The following is a 19222-nucleotide window of genomic DNA, read 5'->3' on the forward strand; positions in this document are numbered from 1 at the left end:
CATGAGCTTCCTGATGCCGGAAACTAACGACGAGCCGGCCTTATTGCCCGGGCTGGAGCCCGCGGTCAATAGGATCGCCATCATGCAACCCTATTTCCTTCCCTATCTTGGTTACTTTCAATTGATTAAAGCTGTAGACGTATTTGTTATCTACGACAACATCAAGTATACCAAAAAAGGATGGATCAACCGTAACAGGATCCTGCTGAACGGCAGGGATACGCTGTTCACGATCCCACTGGCGGGTTCCTCCGACTTCCTGCCCATCAACCAGAAATTCATTGCCGCGGACTTTGAAAACAGGAGGTCGCACACACTGGCCCGGATACAGGAGGCCTATCGTAAAGCGCCCCAGTTCGACAATATCTACCCCGTCATAGAACGCATCTTCCATGACAACAGCCGTAACCTTTTTGATTTTATTTACAACTCTATCCGGGAGGTGCTCCGCGTGCTCGGTATTTCTACCACCCTGGTGGTTTCTTCTTCCCTCGAAGTCGATCATCAAAGCAAGGGTGTACACAAAGTATTAGCAATCTGCAACAGCCTGCATGCGCATACCTACATCAACCCAATTGGCGGTGTTGAGCTCTACACTGGCAAGGAATTCCGCGATTATGGCATTAACCTCTATTTCCATAATATGAACGTGGTTCCTTACAGTCAGGCAGCCGATGAGTTCGTCTCGCATTTGTCTATTGTCGATGTTTTGATGTACAATAGTCCGGGACAGGTGAATGCCCTGCTTGATCAATACAAACTATTAGAGCCGGCAGATAGAATCAATACCGGCAACCAACCAAATGATGAATTATGATTAGCTCACTTACAGCACACATGGGTGTCGGTGCTTTTCTCTCCGGCATTCGGGAAAGAGGGTGGATGCACTTCGAGAGATGCATAGAACCTTCCTTCCTCAAATCCCTGAATGAAGGCATCAACAACGCCTACAAGACTTGTCACAGCGTGCAGGTGAAAAATGGGGTGGACGTCAATACCGATGGCACTGTACACCACCTGCTTGGACAGGAGCCGGTTTTCCTGGAGTTCATCCAGCGGCTAGAGCTGCACGAACACATCCGGGCTTTTTTCAACGCGCCTTACATCCTCAACTCGTTCGGTGGCGTCATCAATTTGCCGCACAAGGCTTCCTACGTATGTAACATTCATCGGGATATTCGAACCTTCTACAACATCCCCATGATGATGAATATGCTCGTAATGCTCGATGACTTCACGCTGGATAACGGCGCAACCTGGTTCCTCACCGGTTCCAACAAAAAGGATGAAAGGCCCGAAGATGAATATTTCTATCAACGTGCCGATAGAGCTGTAGGAAAGGCAGGTGATATCATCCTGTTCGACTCACTGGTATGGCATGCCGCCGGCAAGAATATCACCGGCAATGTGCGGAGGGCACTTACGCTTACGTTCTCCAGGCCATTCATGAAGCAGCAGCTCGACTATCCGCGTGCCATCGGTTACGACCGGGGCGAGGAGTTCCAGGAAGAGGTTCGGCAGATCATTGGTTACAATGCCCGGGTGCCCGCCAATCTCGATGAATGGTACCAGCCACCCGCTAAAAGATATTACCGTCCGGGCCAGGGATAAAAAAACAAATCGTATGTCGTTTATATTAAGAGAGATCTGTCACGAAGACCTGCCATTGATCAATAGCTGGCGCAACGATCCGGAGATCATTGCCCTGCTGGGCAATAATTTTCTCTACATCTCCAGCGATGTGGATGCCGCCTGGTTCGAGCAATACCTGCAGAACCGGGATAAAGCAAAACGCTTTGCGATCGTGGATGAAACGTGTGACCGTATGATCGGTACCACCCAGCTTACCGGTATTCATGCCATCAACCAATCGGCCGAGTTCTCGATCGCCATTGGCGACAAACGTTACTGGAACAAGGGGGCAGGACAGGTCGCTGCACGTATGATACTCGATCATGGGTTTAAGGACCTCAACCTGCAACGCATCTGGCTTACCGTACTCGTGCGCAATGATCGGGCTATTCACCTGTACGAGAAGATAGGTTTCCGGCACGAAGGAGTACTGCGAAACTCGGTGTATAAACAAGGCCTGTTTGAAGACCAGGTGATGATGTCGGTGCTTCGGCAGGAATACCTGAAACAAGTGCCTGCTGTTGCTGCACAAAGCCAGGCGCCCGCCTATGTCCTGCTCAACGAATCCGTCTGAAACCAATCAATCATTTTTTATCCAATATGGACAACCAGCCCGTCGTATCCGTATGTGCGGTTACCTACAACCACGAATCTTACCTTGCCCAGTGCCTCGACAGTTTGGTGATGCAACAAACCAACTTTGCCTTTGAAGTGATTGTAGGCGAAGATTGTTCCACTGATAGTACCCGCAAGATCCTGCGGGAATACGATCAAAAGTATCCGGGAATTATCAAGCCAATCTATCATCAACGGAATGTAGGGGCCGCCCGCAATTTGTTTGAGCATTGCTTGTTGATGGCGAAAGGAAAGTACATCGCTATTTGTGATGGCGATGACTACTGGACTGATCATTTGAAATTACAAAGGCAGGTAGATTTTCTGGAGGCGCATCCCGGTTGTGTGCTGTCGTTCCACCGCGTAAAACAGGTTGACCAGCACGATCGGTTCCTGCAGCAGCAGGAAACAACGACCGAGATCAGATTCTACAGTTGGGAAGATATCCTGCACATCAGCATTCCCACCTTGTCGGTGGTCTTCAGGAATTGCATCCCCCATTACCCGGATGAAGTGTACCAGGCGAAGAGTGGTGATACCTTCCTGTTTGGCATGTTATCGCGGTATGGCGGAGCAGCGGATCTCGGATTCATCGGTGCCGCCTACCGGGTTCACGCAGGAGGTACTTTTTCGGGTAAAAGCCAGGTGGAGCAATACCGGCAAACCATCCATACACGCAAGTTGATGCAGCGCTCCCCCTTCTTCAGCCGCGAGCAACTGGTAGAGTTGAGCAAGGAGATCGAAAGAAGGAAGAAGCGATATATGAAGCATTTCATTAAAAAAGGCGAATTCGGCAATTGCCTCAAAATACTGTTCACCTAAAAGCAGTTCCTTATGATCACCATTATTACACCAACCTACAATCGGGAAGTGCTGGTGCAAACTACCATCAGGAGTATACAGGCGCAGAGCTTTACCGATTGGGAGCTGATCATCGTGGATGACGGGTCGACAGACAATACCGAAGCGGCCCTGAAGCCCTACCTCGCAGATACAAGGATCAGGTATATCAAGAAGCACAATTCGGGTCAGGCCGACAGCCTGAACACCGGGGCCGCACAGGCCCGTGGAGAATTCATAACCTTCCTTGACAGTGACGATGAAGCATATCCCGACTGGCTGAAAACAGTGCACGAACACGTAAAGGAAGACAGCGGGATCATCTGTGTTGGCGCCATGAGGAAATATCCTGATGGTTCGATGGTCAGGGAAGGTATGAATCAATTCAGGTTCTTCGGCAAAACCATTTACCTGAAATTTACCTGCGGTTCCCTTTTCATCCGCCGGGATATTTTCACCTCCATCCGCGGGTATGATGCTACCCTTAAATCAAACATACAGACCGACCTGGGCTATCGTCTGTTGGTTTACCTGCGCAATTCCAGGCTAAATGCGGTCGTGGTGAATGCATACCTGGTGCAGATCAATGTGCACGAGGGTGACCGCATCCGCACCAATTGGAAGAGAAGGCGCGAAGGGGGTATCCAGTTCATAGAAAAGCATTATGGGTTCATTTATGAAAATGACCCGAAAGAGATCGCCAACATCTACGGCACCATTGCCTATTCCAGCTATAAGCTACGTCACCGGGGTGAATCGGTGAAGTACTTGTTCAAAGCGATCCGCCACAATCCTGTTCGCTGGGTCAATTACATGCGCGTGGTGAAATATGCATTCTGGTAGTCCCTCACGGTATTGCTCATCTTATTGAATCGATCTCATATGACTGAAAATGTTTGCGCCGTTATAGTCACCTTTAACAGGGTCGACACGTTGAAAACTGCACTTGCCCACATATTGGCCCAAACCGCGAAGCCGGCGGCCATTTTGATTGCCGATAACAACAGTACCGACGGTACACGCGAATACCTGGCCACTGTAGACGGAACAGATCAGATACATTGTCTTTATCTGGATTCCAATGTAGGTAGCGCCGGAGCCATCGGAGAGGCCATGCGCTATGGGTTGGCCACTGGCAATTACGAATATTTCTGGATACTTGATGATGATACCTTTTATGAAAAAGATGCCCTGCGTGAACTGCTGGGGAATAGCAGGGAAGGAGGTTTTGACCTGCTGGGATTGCACGGCGCCCTGATCAGGTTTGGAAAGAAAGTACCATTGAAACCAGACCTCAAACTGCAAACTGCCGACTATGCCCTGATTGATGGAGCGCTCATTAGGCAGGAAGCCATCCGGAAAGCCGGGGTGGTAGATGCTATCTTCTTCATGATGTGCGACGATCATGAATATTGCATGCGCCTGAAGAAACACGGCTGTACGATCGGAGTGTTGAAGAGTGGCGCCGACAATCGCCTTTATCTGGGTGGTCAGGGGCGCTTCACAAGAGCCACGCTATGGAGGGGATACTATTCTTCCCGCAACCACCTGCTGATCATAAAAAGATATTTCTCGTTGACTGGCTTGTTTGGCTATTTATTCATGCAGGCTAAACTGATCATTGCAGCCGCTGTATTCGCCCCCGACAGGTTTCAGCGTGTAAAACTTCGCCTTTGGGGTATATGGCACGGATTAAGAGGAAAAGGAGGTAAAACGCTCGACCCACAGACATTGAAATTCATTCCTGCAAAATAAAAGTAAACCTTAACGACTACCCTTCGCAGTAACACCATTTCAGAATCAAAAAATGAAAACAGTGAAACGCCAAAAATTCAACAAACAACTAGTTAATGCACTCAGGTTTACTTACAGGTTTGGCCTCATCAAAGCATTGTTGCTATTCGTTACCATATTCGCAGCGGCAGAAGAATATAAGGTGAAGTGGAAGGGACGGCAGGTTCATATGCGCAAGGGTACAACCGATTTTTGTGTGTTCAGGCAGGTCCTCGTGTTTGAGCAATACAAAGTAAAAGGACTGGAGAAAGAGAAAGTAAAGGTGGTCGTGGATCTAGGGGCCAATGTCGGCCTTTCTGCACTGTACTTCAAATCGATTTATCCCAATGCTACGATTATCGCCGTTGAACCCGATAAAGAGAACTTCGAATTGATGACCAGGAACGTGGGTGCATGCCCTAATGTCTACTGCCTCAACAATGCGATCTGGAATACCAGCAAAACGCTCGGCGTATACGATAGCGGAGGGGGAGAGTATAGTTACCTCGTTAAGGAAGAAAGTGAGTCGGAAATAGGTTCCGTACGATCGGTGACCATTAATGAGATCATGGAACGGTTTGAACTGCAAAAGATCGACCTGCTGAAGATAGATATAGAAGGTTCCGAAAAGGAATTGTTTTCAGGTCATTACGCATCCTGGCTCCACAAGGTCGACTGCATTGTGATAGAAGTGCATGATTGGTTCAGGCCAGGTTGTGCTGCGGCTTTCTTCCGGGCGATCAGCATGAGAGATTATACATTTTCGTTCAAGGGTGAGAACATCACCATCGTTTTCGATAAAACACCTCAGCCTGTTACAGTAGCATTGGATGGCGAAACAGATCAATCTTCATTTATTAGCATTGGTAGAAATGTTAACCTATCAGCAGGAGTTTAAACAGGTTGGGTTAACCCAGCAAAAGAGGGAAACCGCCCCTGCCACCAGGGTACTGTTTGTTATAGATACCCTGGAGGTTGGCGGGGCAGAACAAAGTCTGCTCGATCTGGTCAGCAGGTTCAGGCAGATCGATCCCCTCGTTTGCCACTTGTATGCAGGTGAAACGCTGAAGCCGCAATTTATAAACATGGGCATACCGGTATGGTCGCTGGCAATCCAAAAGAAATATGGCTTTGTAACGGGCATTAAGAAATTGAAGGCATTGATCCGGCAAGAGCAACCACACCTGGTGGTGGCCTGCCTCACACGGTCGGAGTTGATATCGCGCATGGTTTGCCGCAGCCTGCACATTCCGGTGATTGGTACGTTTGTCAGTGATCTTTACGGAAGACCCTATAACCAGTCGCTATCGCGAAAGGCGCAATGGGGCGTTACTTTTTTTAAATGGCTCAACCGTTTTACGGCCGGTTATTGTACCGGTTTCATTGCCAATTCGGAAGCTATAAAAAATGCCAATGCCATTCAATTGGGAGTGCCGCCTGCCAAGATCCAGGTGATCAACCGGGGTAGGGACAGCCAGCGGTTTACATACTTGCCACGCACTATAGTGCCGGGAAAAGCCATACGTTGTCTGAATGTAGGTCGATTGGTTTCGGTGAAGGGGCAGCGCGATCTCATCCTGGCCTTCCAGCATTTTTTGCGCACGCATCCCGATGCACAACTGGATATCGCCGGAGAAGGTCCCGAAAGAAGTGCGCTGCAGGCCCTGATCGAATCAAAGCAGCTTGCCGGCCACGTCCGGTTATTGGGCAATCGAAACGATATACCGGCCCTCCTGCAGGAATATGATTCCTTTGTTTTTTCATCCTATAGCGAGGGTTTTAGTGGCGCGGTGGTAGAAGCCATGTTGTCGGGCATACCGGTACTGGCCAGTGATATTCCCGCCAATAGGGAGGTGATCAGACACCTGGAAACGGGCTATCTTTTTCCATCGGGCGATGTGACGGCGCTCTGCGCGGCTTTCGCCTGGTATGGCGACCATCGCCAGCAGGCTATCGATATGGCTGCCGAAGCACAGGCATATGCCAGGGAACATTTTGAACTCGATAAAATTGCTGCCCACCTGGAAACCTATTTGCGGACGATAACTGGAATTGCTATATGACGATCCTTCATCTTGTTCAGAAACCCCAGATGCGCGGCGCCGAGATATTTGCAGCCCACCTGGCCAATCATACAAGCCGTCATGGCCATAAAGTGATATTGGTTTCGCTGTTCCCTGGTAATAGCCCACTGCCATTCGAAGGTACCATGATCAACCTGGGCGGTAAGCCTGGTCATCGGTTGTTCAACCTCACAGCGTGGCGCCGGTTGGCCAACATCATCCAACAGGAGAAGCCCGATGTGATACAGGCCAATGCAGGAGATACCTTGAAGTATGCGGTATTCTCTAAGCTGTTGTTCGGTTGGAAACAGCCTATTATCTTCCGGAATGCCAGCACCATTAGTTTATACATTAAGACCTGGGCAGCCAGGAAATGGAATGGATTCCTGTTCCGGCATACAGATAAGATCGTTTCTGTCAGTAAAACATCGGCCGACGATTTTGCAGCCCTGTTCCCTCAATGCCGCGATAAGATCACGATCGTTCCTATTGGAATAGAGGAAGTGCCGGTGCAAACAAAACAACACGATGCGGCTCAAAACGGATACGGTTCGTTTCCCTTGCTGGTACATGTTGGCGGTTTTACCTACGAAAAGAATCATATCAGGCTCATAGCTATATTCCAGGAACTGCTGCGTATTTACCCCACGGCACGCCTGCATTTGGTAGGCGATGGACCCTTGCGAAGTGAAATGGAAGCGATCGTATCGCAAAAAAGACTCGATCGGTCTATCCGGTTCCTGGGAGCACGCAAAGATGTGATGGAACTGATCGCCGGCGCTGATGTGTTGTTATTGCCCAGTATCATTGAAGGGCTACCCGGCGTAATACTTGAAGCCTTTTATTGCAGGATACCCGTGGTAGCGTACGATGTGGGAGGAGTTGGAGAAGTGCTTATCAACAATGATACCGGCCACCTGGTGCGTAAAGGCGATGAAAATGGATTTGTAGAAGCAATATGCGAAGTGATCGAGAACAGGAATGAAGAGGAATTCCTGGTGCAAAATGCTTACCAGTTGGTTACATCAGGTTACCTCAATAAATGGATCGCTAAGAGGTTTATCCACGTATACGAAACGGTACTCCGCCACTGGAGAGAAGTGTACCACATACAGAAAACAGTGTAATCCTTACTGCCATGAATACAACGCAAGGCCAGTTTGCCCGCAAAAAGATGATCGCCCCACATCAACAGGTGCAGGTGTTGCACATCATTAAATCACTAGGACGCGGCGGCGCAGAAGTGCTGTTGCCGGAAACCCTGAACAAACATGACAAGGAAAAATACCACTTTCACTATATCTATTTCCTGCCCTGGAAAAACCAGGTAGTAAAGGAGATCGAGGCAGCAGGCGGGATCGTCAATTGCTTTCCGGCCAATAATAACGCACAGATCCTCCTGCAGATTCGGAAGATCGTTAAGTATATCAAAACGCATCGCATTCAGCTTATTCATTGCCACCTGCCCTGGGCAGGTATCGTGGGCCGCATAGCCGGTCGCCTCACAGGCGTGCCCGTAGTATATACCGAACACAATAAATGGGAACGCTATCACCGCCTCACCTACCTGATGAATAAATGGAGTTTTCCGGGTCAGCAACAGGTGATCGCCGTTTCGGGTGAGGTGGCCAATTCAATAAAACTGCATTATCGAAAAGCATCACCTGCCGTGCAGGTCGTGCAAAATGGGATCGATACCGAAAAATATGCTGCTCATCATCCGGTAAGCCGGGATATCCGTCGCGAGCTCGACATACCAGCCAGGTCAATCGTGATTGGTATTGCCTGCGTCTTTCGCGCTCAAAAAAGGCTCCACTACTGGATAGAAGTGGCCAACGCATTAAGGGCGCAGCATAGTGGGTTACGGTTCATCATTGTCGGAGATGGCGTGTTACGGAATGAAGTGCACCAGAAAGCGCGAGAGCTCAATATGGATCATTGCTTGCATTTTGCCGGCTTACAAACGGAAATGAGGCCCTGGCTCAAGGTGATGGACATCTTCATGATGAGCTCGGAATTTGAAGGGCTGCCCATTGCCCTGCTCGAGGCGATGAGCATGGGATGCATGCCAGCCTGTACCGCAGCCGGCGGCATTCCCGAAGTGATTAAGGACAATGTCAACGGAATATTGGTGCCAGTGAACGAACCCATGCAGTTGGCCGGCCGCCTGGCTGGCTTCCTCGATCAACCTGGTCTGCTGGCCGAAAGACAGCAAGCTGCCCGGGATACCGTCGTGAAGTACTTCAGTATGGAAAAAATGGTAGGTGAGCTGGAACTGATCTATGACCAATTGATACCGAAAAACAATCACCAATGATCGGTGCCATTGTATTGATGATCGTATTGTTTGGGGCAACCCTGCCTTTGCTGCAGGTGTTGAAAGCGGGGATCCCCTGGCTGAAACTGGGCCTGCTGAAGAACCTGTATTGGTACCATGTAGCCTTTGCGATTATCTATTACATCTATGTGCAATCCTCCGCGTCCGATTCGGTGGCCTATTTCAATCGGGCCAGTTCGAACTTCGAGAACTGGATGGATGCCTACGGAACAGGAACCACGTTTATCGACTTTGTGGCTTGGCCATTTGTCAATTATCTCGGGTTCACCTACGAAATGATGATGATGTTGTTTGCCTGGATGGGCTACTGGGGGTTTGTATTCTTTTACATCATTTTTAAAGAGAATCTAAAGTTCAAACACAAGTTGCAGGGGGTAGACCTGGTAACGTTGATCATCTTCCTGCCCAACATGCACTATTGGACCGCTTCACTCGGTAAAGGATCTATCATCTTCATGGGACTGGCGATGATCATGTTTGGCCTCAGCCGGCTCAACAACCGGAAAGTGGCACTCCTCGCCGGATTACTCCTCGTATACCATGTTCGCCCGCATGTATTTTTCATCATGGGCCTGGGCATATTGGCCGGCCTGGTAGCGGCACGCGCGAAAGTTCCGCTTTATCAAAAGCTCATGGTAATTGCCGGTGTTGGTGTGGCCGTATTCTTTTTGTTTGAAGACGTCATGAAATTTGCCAACCTGGATAGTGAGAACCTGTTGGAAAGTTTTGATCAGTTGTCGAGCCACCGCTCGGTAGAATTGGCCAAAGCAGGATCAGGCATCGATATATCCGGCTATCCACTGCCATTGAAGCTATTCACCTTCTGGTTCAGGCCGCTCTTTGTAGACGCGCCGGGCCCCATAGGTATCATCGTATCTTTCGAAAACCTGTTCTATCTCTGGCTTGCCTGGCAGCTGTTTGATGGCCGTTTCCTCAAATTCCTGGGTAGAAGTTCGGCCCTGGTGAAAACCTGCGGCGTCGCTTTCCTGGCTACTTCGGTTGCCCTTTCGGGTACTCTTTCCAACCTGGGCATCATTATACGGCAGAAAAGCATGGTCATGTATTTCTTCCTCTTTATCATATTGGCATTTATGGATTACCGGAAAGAACTGGCTATCAGCAGGAAGAAAAAGCCAGTAGCCAGCGATCCCTCACCAGCACTCTCCGGGCAGGTATCACTCAACTAAACCATTTATGGAAGGCATATTCACTATTTCGCTCGATTTCGAACTGCATTGGGGCGTATTCGATAAAAAGGACCGCCGCGAACGCGAGGCCTGTTACCGCAATACCCTTCAGCTGGTGCCCCGCATGCTCGAGCTGTTTTCAAAGTATGATGTGCACGTAACCTGGGCTACGGTGGGCAGCATGTTTGCCAAAGACCAAAGCGAATGGGAACAATTGAGACCGGCCATCGAACCGCAATACAGCGTGGAAAAATATTCCGCTTACCGGTGGGTATCGCGCAACGCCATGTTGCCCGATTATCAATGGGCGCACTTTGCGCCCGATATGGTACAGGCGATCCTGCAGTATCCGGGACAGGAGTTGGGAACGCATACCTTCAGCCACTATTATTGCCTGGAGCAGCAGGACGAGCCACGGGCTTTTGAGGCCGATCTGCAGGCTGCGCAAAAAGCCGCTTCGTTGTTTGGCACGAATCTAACCTCGCTGGTGTTTCCGCGCAACCAGTTTAATCCGGATTATCTCAAAACATGCTTCGAGCAGGGAATCACAACTATCCGTTCAAATCCTTCCAACTGGTTCTGGAGCCCTGTGACAAACGGCGGATCAAGTTTGCTGAGGAAATTAGTACGTACCGCCGACGCTTACGTGCAGGTGGGGTCACACCGTACTTCCTATCCTTTGAGCAGCATTGAAATAACGCCGGGAGAACCTTTGCAACTACCAGCCAGCCGTTTCCTCCGGCCCTGGCGTTCCGAATACAAGTTTGCCAACAAATGGCGTATCGGCCGGCTTTGCCAGGAAATGCGCCTGGCCGCCAAACATGGAGAATGTTATCATCTATGGTGGCATCCCGAAAACTTTGGCGACCATCCTGAAGAAAACATGAATGGGTTGATGACCCTTCTGCAGCAATATGAAAAGTGCCGTAGCAAGTATGGAATGAAGAGTTGGAATATGGGAGAATATGCCACGCACCTATTGAAAGCGACACCTCGAAACTTAACATATGGCCATGCAACTACGGCCTGCAACCCCTGAAGACAGGCCCGCCATCATCGAATTGCTCCGTCAATCCCTTGGTGAATCCTCGATCCCTAAGTCCGAAGCCCTCTGGGTATGGAAACATGAGCACAATCCATTCGGCCCCTCCTATGTGTTGGTGGCCGAAGAGAATGGAAAACTCATTGGTTTGCGTGCCTTTATGCAATGGAGCTGGATCAGGAACGACAGGGTTTACCGTACCGTAAGGGCGGTAGACACTGCCACCCACCCCGACCATCAGGGTAAGGGCATCTTCAAAAAGCTGACGCTGCAGCAATTGGAAAGCTGCCGGCAGGAAGGCATTCTCTTTGTTTTTAACACACCCAACGGGCAAAGCAAACCCGGGTACCTGAAAATGGGATGGGTTGAACAGGGAAAAATGCCGATCAAATTCAAAATACTCCGGCCTTTTACCGTTGCCAAAGCGCGCTTCTTCGACAAGGAAAAATATACAGGGCAATCGGAAGATCCGTCGCCCTTTCAAAAATGGACGCTTGGTGTATTGGGTAGCCTGGACAGGTATGTTCAACGAACAAACCAACTGGCTACCCTCTTTTCACCTCAATATATTTCCTGGCGTTATGCCAACAATCCGCTGTATTCTTATAATTACTTCACCGACCAGGAGAATTACCTGCTGATCAGCCGGATCAAGATGCATGCCTACACAAAGGAATTGCGATTGGTAGATTTTATCAGGCTCAATCCGCAGGCAGATAACGGTTACCTCAACGCCACCATGAAAGCGCAGGTATCAACATTCTGTGAACAGTACCAGATCGATTTTATATCCCTTTCCGGTCAGCAGTTTCAAGCCAACAAAGCTTGCTTCAATTGGATGGGAATGTTGCCGGTGCGGCGCCTTGGGCCCACGATCACGCTGCGTGATCTCAACATGAAAGAGAATTTTCAGTATTTATTGGATACAAAGAACTGGTGTTACTCCACCGGCGATCTTGAACTGTTTTAAGTATATGTTCCTTCAATTCATTTAGCGGATGCTCATTCCCCCCGGGATAAGTGACAGGAATGTCCATGCGGGGGAATGAGTGCCGCACCAACCGATCAGCACATGCTCAACAGGCCCACGAAGTCAAAGCTTATACGCATCACCACTGTTCCCGTGTCGCTGAAAGTGCTACTCCGCAGGCAACTGAAGTTTATGGCCGACCATTTTGAAGTGATCGCAGTTTCATCTCCGGGTACTGAGCTCGACGATGTGCAACAGGCGGAAGGTGTGCGTACGGTAGCTGTCCCAATGACAAGGGCCATCACTCCCTGGCAGGATATCAGGGCTCTTTGGGGAATATACCGTTTGTTTAGAAAAGAGCGCCCCGCTATTGTGCATACCCATACTCCCAAAGCTGGATTACTGGGCATGATAGCGGCAAAGATGGCAGGAGTGCCGGTACGCTTGCATACCGTGGCTGGCTTGCCCCTCATGGAGAAGAAAGGATTTACGCGCAGGTTGTTGGAGTTTATTGAAAAAGTTACCTACAACTGCGCTACGAAAGTATATCCCAATTCCGAACGGCTTGCTCAGTTTCTGATCGATCATCGTTTTTGTAAAACCACTAAGCTGCAGGTGCTGGGCAATGGCAGCAGCAATGGTATTGATACCACTCATTTCAAGGTTACCGCTGCGCTGGAAGCCGAAGCCCGCCAATTAAGAAGGGAGAAAGGTATTGCGCCCGGGGATTTTGTTTTTGTATTTATCGGGCGTTTGGTAAAGGATAAGGGCCTCGAAGAATTGGTAGCAGCTTTTACCGCCCTGCATACAAAATACAAGGGCGTCCGGTTACTACTCGTTGGTCCGTATGAGGAAGCGCTGGATCCGCTGTCGGCACATACCATGCACAGCATTCAAAATGATCCGGCGATCCTGCAGGCCGATTTTCAACACGATATCCGCCCGTGGCTGATGGCAGGCCAGGTACTGGTTTTCCCTTCTTACCGCGAAGGATTTCCCAATGTTCCACTGCAAGCAGGATGCCTGAATCTCCCATCCATCGTTACCGATATTAATGGCTGCAACGAGATCATACAGCACAATCTCAATGGGCTTGTGATCCCGCCAAAAGAGGTGGCTGCCCTGCAGGCAGCCATGGAGCAACTGCTGACCGATCAGGCACTGTACGCGCACATGAAGCAACAGGCACGGGATAGGATCATTCAACGATACGATCAGCAGCAGCTGTGGCAATTGCTGCTCAATGAATACCAGGAACAACTAAGCAAACATGAACTTGTACGCCCGATACTTCAAACGGCTCATTGATTTCCTCTTGGCGCTGCTGGCTTTCACACTCCTGCTGCCCGTCATAGGTTTTATCACATTATTACTATTGATGGCAAACCGGGGTGAGCCCTTCTTTTTTCAGCGTCGCCCGGGGCGGCATGGCCGTATATTCTGGCTGGTGAAGTTTCGGACCATGAACAACCGGAAAGATGCGGCCGGCCAGCTGCTGCCCGATGGGGTTCGCCTTACGGCGGTAGGACGATTTATCAGAAAGACCTCGCTGGATGAATTGCCGCAACTGATCAATGTGATCAAAGGCGATATGAGCCTGATAGGCCCCAGGCCTTTACTGGTCGAATACCTGCCTCTCTACAGCCCCGTGCAAAACAGACGCCATGAAGTACGGCCAGGAATCACTGGCTGGGCACAGGTGAATGGCCGCAATGCCATTGGCTGGGAAGAAAAATTTGAACTGGATGTTTACTACGTGGATCATATCAGCTCGCAGCTCGATGCCAAAGTGATCCTGCTAACAATAAAGAAAGTTTTCAAAACAGAAGGTATCAGCCAACAGGGACATGCCACCATGCCTGCCTTTAAAGGAGCCAAACAAGTATGAATATACTCATTACATCGGCCGGACAAAGAGTGTCGCTGGTCAAAGCATTTAAGCAAGAGTTATCCAAGGTCTACCCCGGCTCAAAAGTATTAACAACGGATATGAGTCCGGAAATGAGCGCGGCCTGCAATGTGTCCGACGGATACATCCGGGTGCGCCGGGTAACTGATCCGGGATATATAGATGAACTATTGAGCATATGCCAGCAGCACCAGGTAAAAATGGTAGTGCCTACGATCGATACGGAGTTGATGGTATTGGCCCAGCACCGGGATCAGTTTACGGCGGAAGGCATCCACCTGATCATCTCCTCACCTGATTTTATTGATCAGTGCCGTGATAAACGTAAGATCAACACCTTTTTTGAGGCTCGTGAAATTCGGGTTCCGGCTGCAATCGACAAGTACCAGCCCAGTTTCCCCCTTTTCATTAAGCCGTACAATGGCAGTTTGAGTGCCGACACCTATGTGGTCCATTCGCAAGCCGACCTAAGGGAAGAATTCCTTACCAATGAGCGACTATTGTTCATGGAATACCTCAGCAAGCAGGATCACGATGAATATACCGTGGACATGTATTATGATAAAGCAGGCGATGTGAAATGTATCGTGCCGCGCAAGCGGATCCTGGTGAGGGCAGGCGAGATCAATAAAGGCATCACCAGCAAGAATGGGATACTGAAATACCTGCGCCATAAGCTGGCTCATATAGATGGGGCAGTTGGCTGTTTGACAGCGCAGTTCTTCCTTAATAAACAAACAGAAGAGATCACGGCGATAGAGATCAATGCGCGGTTCGGCGGTGGTTACCCGCTCAGCTACCATGCCGGTGCCAATTATCCCTTATGGCTGATCGAAGAGTATTTCCAGAACAGGCAGATCGAATACACCGAAGATTGGGAAGATCAGCTGCTCATGCTCCGCTATGACGATGAAGTGCTTGTTCATGCAAATAGAAATTAAACCCAATAGTTTTTTTGTCTTTGACCTCGATGATACCCTCTATCCCGAGATCGAGTTCCTGCGTTCTGGTTTCCGTGTGATAGCACGCCAGCTGGAACAAAGAACCGGTACGAACGTGTATGAAGAAATGTGGGTACGCTACCGGGCCGGTGAAAACGTATTTGCCTGGATAGCCGGTCAATATCAGGATCAATGGCCGGGGTTGACGGTTGCCCAGCTCCTGAAGATCTATCGGGAACACGAGCCTGAAATACAGCTCCGGTTGGGCGCCATCGATCTGCTGAACAGGCTGGCTGCCATGAAAGTTCCTGCCGGCCTCATTACCGATGGCAGAAGCATCACCCAACGCAATAAACTGAAGGCGCTTTACCTACATGATTATTTTACCGATACCATCATCTCCGAGGAGTTTGGGTCGGAGAAACCAGCTGAAAGGAATTATCGCTACTTCGAAGAGAAATATCCCGGCAGGCAGTTTACGTACATCGGTGATAACACCACCAAGGATTTTCTGGCTCCGGCAAAACTCGGCTGGTTTACTTGTTGCCTCAAAAGCGATGGCAATAACATACATACACAGGTATTCGATCTCCCATCCTGTCCTGCCGCTGTGATCAACTCATTTGATGAAATACAACTAACATGAACCCGAAGATCTGGTTATCCTCTCCCCATATGGGAGAAAAAGAACAGGCTTACGTACAAGAGGCATTCGATACCAATTGGATTGCTCCCTTAGGTCCTCATGTAAATGGATTTGAACAGGACCTTAAGCATTTCCTGGGAGGTGATGTGGAAGTGGCGGCGTTGAGTTCGGGCACGGCAGCCCTGCACCTGGCGCTGGTGATCCTCGGCGTACAGGCAGGCGATGAAGTTATTTGCCAGTCGATGACCTTTGCCGCATCTGCCAACCCGATCGTTTACCAGGGTGCTACACCCATATTTGTTGACAGTGAAGAGCTCACCTGGAATATGTGCCCGCAATTCCTGGAACTGGCGATTTGTGATCGCATCAGGCTCGGCAAGAAACCCAAAGCCATCATAGTAGTACATCTTTACGGTATGCCGGCGCAGATGGTGGAGATCATGCGGATAGCCCGTCACTATGATATACCGGTCATTGAAGATGCTGCAGAAGCCCTGGGTTCAACCTACCAGGGAAAACAGGTAGGAACATTCGGCGATATCTCGATCTTTTCGTTCAATGGCAACAAGATCATTACCACCTCCGGTGGCGGTGCGCTCGTATCGGCCAACGCCACGTATGTCAACAAAGCAAGATTCCTGGCAACGCAGGCCCTCGATCCGGCACCGCATTACCAGCATTCGCATATCGGATACAACTACCGTATGAGCAATATATGTGCGGGGATAGGCCGTGGACAAATGGAGATATTGCCAGCACGTGTGCAAAGCAGGCGGGACAATTTCTCCTTCTACCAACGTGCATTCGGCGATATATCCGAAATACAGTGCGGGGTAGAGCCCTCCCCGGACTACCATTCCAACCACTGGCTTACCGTAGTGCTGATAGCGGGAGATCGCTTTACGCGCGAAGATCTTCGGCTGGCCCTTACGGCTGATAATATCGATAGCCGCCCTTTATGGAAGCCCATGCACTTGCAGCCCGTTTACGAGGGAGCACCTTACTACGGATACGATACGGCTGAAAGGCTATTTAAGAATGGATTGTGTCTACCCTCCGGCTCCAACCTTACACACGAAGACCTCAACCGGGTGGTATCCCGCATCTATGAAACCGTTGCCATGCGGCAAACCTTCGAGGATCATACCTCCAAACTCATTTTTGAATAGCTAAGCTACATAGCTTATCCAGCATCCTGAATAACCAACTTCCGCAGCTGATACATTCACTAAAAGTTACTAACGATTATGAAGAAGTTGTTTTTTATTGCAAAATCAGTACCCAGGTGGGTAGTGTTGCTGGTCGACCTTGCTATCAACGGCGCCTCTTTTTCGCTCTCTTATTTTATCGTAAAACAGTTTGAGTTTCACGAAATACTCAGGGGGCATTTTTTCATCTATACCGGGGTGTATGGGATTATCGCGTTGCTCATTTTTTACTGTATGCGTATTCACACCGGCATTATCCGTTATTCGAATATCCATGATATGTTACGGATATTTATGGCGGTGGCACTTGTTAGTTTGCTGTACCCGGTGGCGATCGAATTCCTGGTGGCGCGGCGCTACCATATCCGCTCTCTGAATATGGCGGGTGTACTGATCGTTAATTTCTTTATTGCGTCTTCGCTGCTTGTATTGATGCGCACTGTGGTAAGAGGATTTTATTATTATGTGAAGAGGACCACTACCGGTAGCAAAGAGAATGTGTTGATATATGGCGCCGATACCGAAGCCATCCTGATCAAACAAGCCATCGAGTCGAGCCCCACCAATCAGTTTGTGATTGCAGGTTTCATTGAAACCGACGCCAGTAAAGTGAATTCTTACATACAGCAGGTAAAGATTTTCCATATCCGGGCACTCGGGTTGTTGAAGATGAAGAAGAATATAGACAAGCTGATCCTGATGAATAACCAGCTCACCGGACCCGACAAGAAGACGGTGATCGAAAAATGCCTCCAGGTAGGTATCAAGGTATTAACAGTGCCTCCATCTGATCAATGGGTATACGGAAAGCTGAGCATCCGTCAGATCCAGGAATTGCGCATTGAAGATCTGTTGCAAAGGGAGCCCATTGTGATCAACGATCAGAACATCAGTAACGAGTTGTCGGGCAAAAAGGTACTGATCACAGGAGCTGCCGGTTCCATCGGTGCAGAGGTGGTTCGTCAGGTATTGTCGTACCATCCCGAAACCGTGATCCTCTGTGACCAGGCCGAGTCAGACCTGCATGAAATGCAGCTGGAAGTTGAAGAAAAATACCCCGACATAAACATCCACATTTTTATAGCAAGTATTCGGGATCGCAACCGTATGGAAATTCCTTTCCGGCAGTACAGACCCGATATCGTATTCCATGCCGCAGCGTATAAGCATGTACCCATGATGGAGAAGCATCCGGCAGAGGCCATACTTACCAACGTGATGGGCACCAAGATCGTGGCCGATCTCGCCGTATTCTTCAACGTACACAAGTTCGTCATGATCTCGACCGATAAGGCGGTAAACCCATCCAACGTCATGGGTACATCCAAGCGGATCGCAGAAATGTATGTGCAGTCGTTGAGCAACATCGTACAGAACAAGTCGGCCGAAGACATCGTGCACATCAATAATTCCTGGAGCCGGCAGTTCATCTTCAATGCGATGCATTCCAAAACGAAGTTCATCACTACCCGCTTTGGTAATGTTCTGGGTTCCAATGGATCGGTGATACCGAGGTTCAGGGCGCAGATAGAAGCGGGTGGACCGGTTACAGTAACTCATCCATTGATTACCCGGTTCTTTATGACCATTCCCGAAGCGGTGCAATTGGTGCTGGAAGCGGCTACGATGGGCAGAGGTTCCGAGATCTTTGTGTTCGACATGGGCCGGCCCGTCAAGATCACTGACCTGGCTACCAAGATGATCAGGTTGGCAGGCTTGATACCTGAGGAGGATATTAAGATTGTATACACTGGCCTGCGGCCGGGCGAAAAACTCTATGAAGAATTGTTGAACCGGGAAGAGAAAACCTTGCCTACGCACCACAGTAAGATCAAGATTGCGCGCGTGGTGCCTTGTTGCGACCAGTCGGTGATGGAGATCAACGAGCTGATCGGCATCAGCCGGCACGGCGACGATTATGAACTGGTGAAGAAAATGAAAGAACTGGTTCCTGAGTTCAAGAGCAATAATTCCGAATTTGAGGAACTGGATCATATAGAGATCAAGCCCGCATTGTTGCAACCGGAAGTGACCTATTAACAGCCTGCATTTCCTGCC

The 19222-nt window shown here is 49.5% G+C and carries 19 protein-coding genes; all 19 read left to right on the plus strand.

Annotated features, from left to right (window positions below):
• Position 1 precedes the first annotated feature (1 nt).
• The 19 genes from P2H89_RS14510 (at position 2) to P2H89_RS14600 (ending at position 19204) form a co-directional block, all read left to right on the plus strand.
• Complete coding sequence (locus tag P2H89_RS14510; RefSeq protein ID WP_275827980.1) at positions 2-817, plus strand: WbqC family protein; 816 nt, start codon at positions 2-4, stop codon at positions 815-817.
• A complete protein-coding gene (locus P2H89_RS14515) occupies positions 814-1611 on the plus strand; it encodes a phytanoyl-CoA dioxygenase family protein (RefSeq protein ID WP_275827982.1) in 798 nt (265 codons plus the stop codon). The genes P2H89_RS14510 and P2H89_RS14515 overlap by 4 nt, the downstream gene beginning before the upstream one ends.
• Before the next feature lie 13 nt (positions 1612-1624).
• Positions 1625-2206, plus strand: coding sequence for a GNAT family protein (locus P2H89_RS14520; RefSeq protein WP_275827984.1), 582 nt, complete (start codon positions 1625-1627; stop codon positions 2204-2206).
• Between the two features lie 26 nt (positions 2207-2232).
• Positions 2233-3069, plus strand: coding sequence for a glycosyltransferase (locus tag P2H89_RS14525; RefSeq protein WP_275827986.1), 837 nt, complete (start codon positions 2233-2235; stop codon positions 3067-3069).
• Between the two features lie 12 nt (positions 3070-3081).
• Positions 3082-3930, plus strand: coding sequence for a glycosyltransferase family A protein (locus P2H89_RS14530; protein WP_275827988.1), 849 nt, complete (start codon positions 3082-3084; stop codon positions 3928-3930).
• Positions 3931-3969: 39 nt separating this feature from the next.
• Entirely contained in the window at positions 3970-4842 is an 873-nt protein-coding gene (locus tag P2H89_RS14535; RefSeq protein ID WP_275827990.1) for a glycosyltransferase, read from the plus strand.
• Positions 4843-4903: 61 nt separating this feature from the next.
• Positions 4904-5758: an FkbM family methyltransferase gene (locus P2H89_RS14540; protein WP_275827992.1), complete on the plus strand. Its 855-nt coding sequence runs from the start codon at positions 4904-4906 to the stop codon at positions 5756-5758.
• On the plus strand, positions 5691-6923 hold the full coding sequence (locus tag P2H89_RS14545; protein WP_275827993.1) for a glycosyltransferase: 1233 nt from the start codon (positions 5691-5693) through the stop codon (positions 6921-6923). The genes P2H89_RS14540 and P2H89_RS14545 overlap by 68 nt, the downstream gene beginning before the upstream one ends.
• Positions 6920-8050 (plus strand): glycosyltransferase family 4 protein, encoded by a 1131-nt coding sequence (locus P2H89_RS14550; protein ID WP_275827995.1) that lies wholly within the window; start codon positions 6920-6922, stop codon positions 8048-8050. The genes P2H89_RS14545 and P2H89_RS14550 overlap by 4 nt, the downstream gene beginning before the upstream one ends.
• 11 nt (positions 8051-8061) lie before the next feature.
• Positions 8062-9240 (plus strand): glycosyltransferase, encoded by a 1179-nt coding sequence (locus P2H89_RS14555; RefSeq protein WP_275827997.1) that lies wholly within the window; start codon positions 8062-8064, stop codon positions 9238-9240.
• Positions 9237-10448, plus strand: a complete 1212-nt coding sequence (locus P2H89_RS14560; RefSeq protein WP_275827999.1) for a hypothetical protein — start codon at positions 9237-9239, stop codon at positions 10446-10448. Before P2H89_RS14555 ends, P2H89_RS14560 begins: the two co-directional genes overlap by 4 nt.
• 7 nt (positions 10449-10455) lie before the next feature.
• Positions 10456-11487, plus strand: a complete 1032-nt coding sequence (locus tag P2H89_RS14565; protein WP_275828001.1) for a polysaccharide deacetylase family protein — start codon at positions 10456-10458, stop codon at positions 11485-11487.
• A complete protein-coding gene (locus P2H89_RS14570; protein ID WP_275828003.1) occupies positions 11462-12460 on the plus strand; it encodes a GNAT family N-acetyltransferase in 999 nt (332 codons plus the stop codon). Before P2H89_RS14565 ends, P2H89_RS14570 begins: the two co-directional genes overlap by 26 nt.
• Before the next feature lie 102 nt (positions 12461-12562).
• A complete protein-coding gene (locus tag P2H89_RS14575; protein WP_275828005.1) occupies positions 12563-13768 on the plus strand; it encodes a glycosyltransferase family 4 protein in 1206 nt (401 codons plus the stop codon).
• Complete coding sequence (locus P2H89_RS14580; protein WP_275828007.1) at positions 13731-14348, plus strand: sugar transferase; 618 nt, start codon at positions 13731-13733, stop codon at positions 14346-14348. Before P2H89_RS14575 ends, P2H89_RS14580 begins: the two co-directional genes overlap by 38 nt.
• On the plus strand, positions 14345-15310 hold the full coding sequence (locus P2H89_RS14585) for an ATP-grasp domain-containing protein (protein WP_275828009.1): 966 nt from the start codon (positions 14345-14347) through the stop codon (positions 15308-15310). Before P2H89_RS14580 ends, P2H89_RS14585 begins: the two co-directional genes overlap by 4 nt.
• Entirely contained in the window at positions 15294-15956 is a 663-nt protein-coding gene (locus P2H89_RS14590; protein WP_275828011.1) for an HAD family hydrolase, read from the plus strand. Before P2H89_RS14585 ends, P2H89_RS14590 begins: the two co-directional genes overlap by 17 nt.
• The gene (locus P2H89_RS14595; RefSeq protein WP_275828013.1) at positions 15953-17125 is read left to right on the plus strand and encodes a DegT/DnrJ/EryC1/StrS family aminotransferase; all 1173 of its coding nucleotides are present in this window, start codon (positions 15953-15955) and stop codon (positions 17123-17125) included. The genes P2H89_RS14590 and P2H89_RS14595 overlap by 4 nt, the downstream gene beginning before the upstream one ends.
• A gap of 78 nt (positions 17126-17203) precedes the next feature.
• Positions 17204-19204, plus strand: coding sequence for a nucleoside-diphosphate sugar epimerase/dehydratase (locus P2H89_RS14600; RefSeq protein WP_275828015.1), 2001 nt, complete (start codon positions 17204-17206; stop codon positions 19202-19204).
• The last annotated feature ends 18 nt before the right edge of the window (positions 19205-19222 follow it).

The organism is Paraflavitalea sp. CAU 1676 (assembly GCF_029223285.1).
Lineage (GTDB): Bacteria > Bacteroidota > Bacteroidia > Chitinophagales > Chitinophagaceae > Paraflavitalea.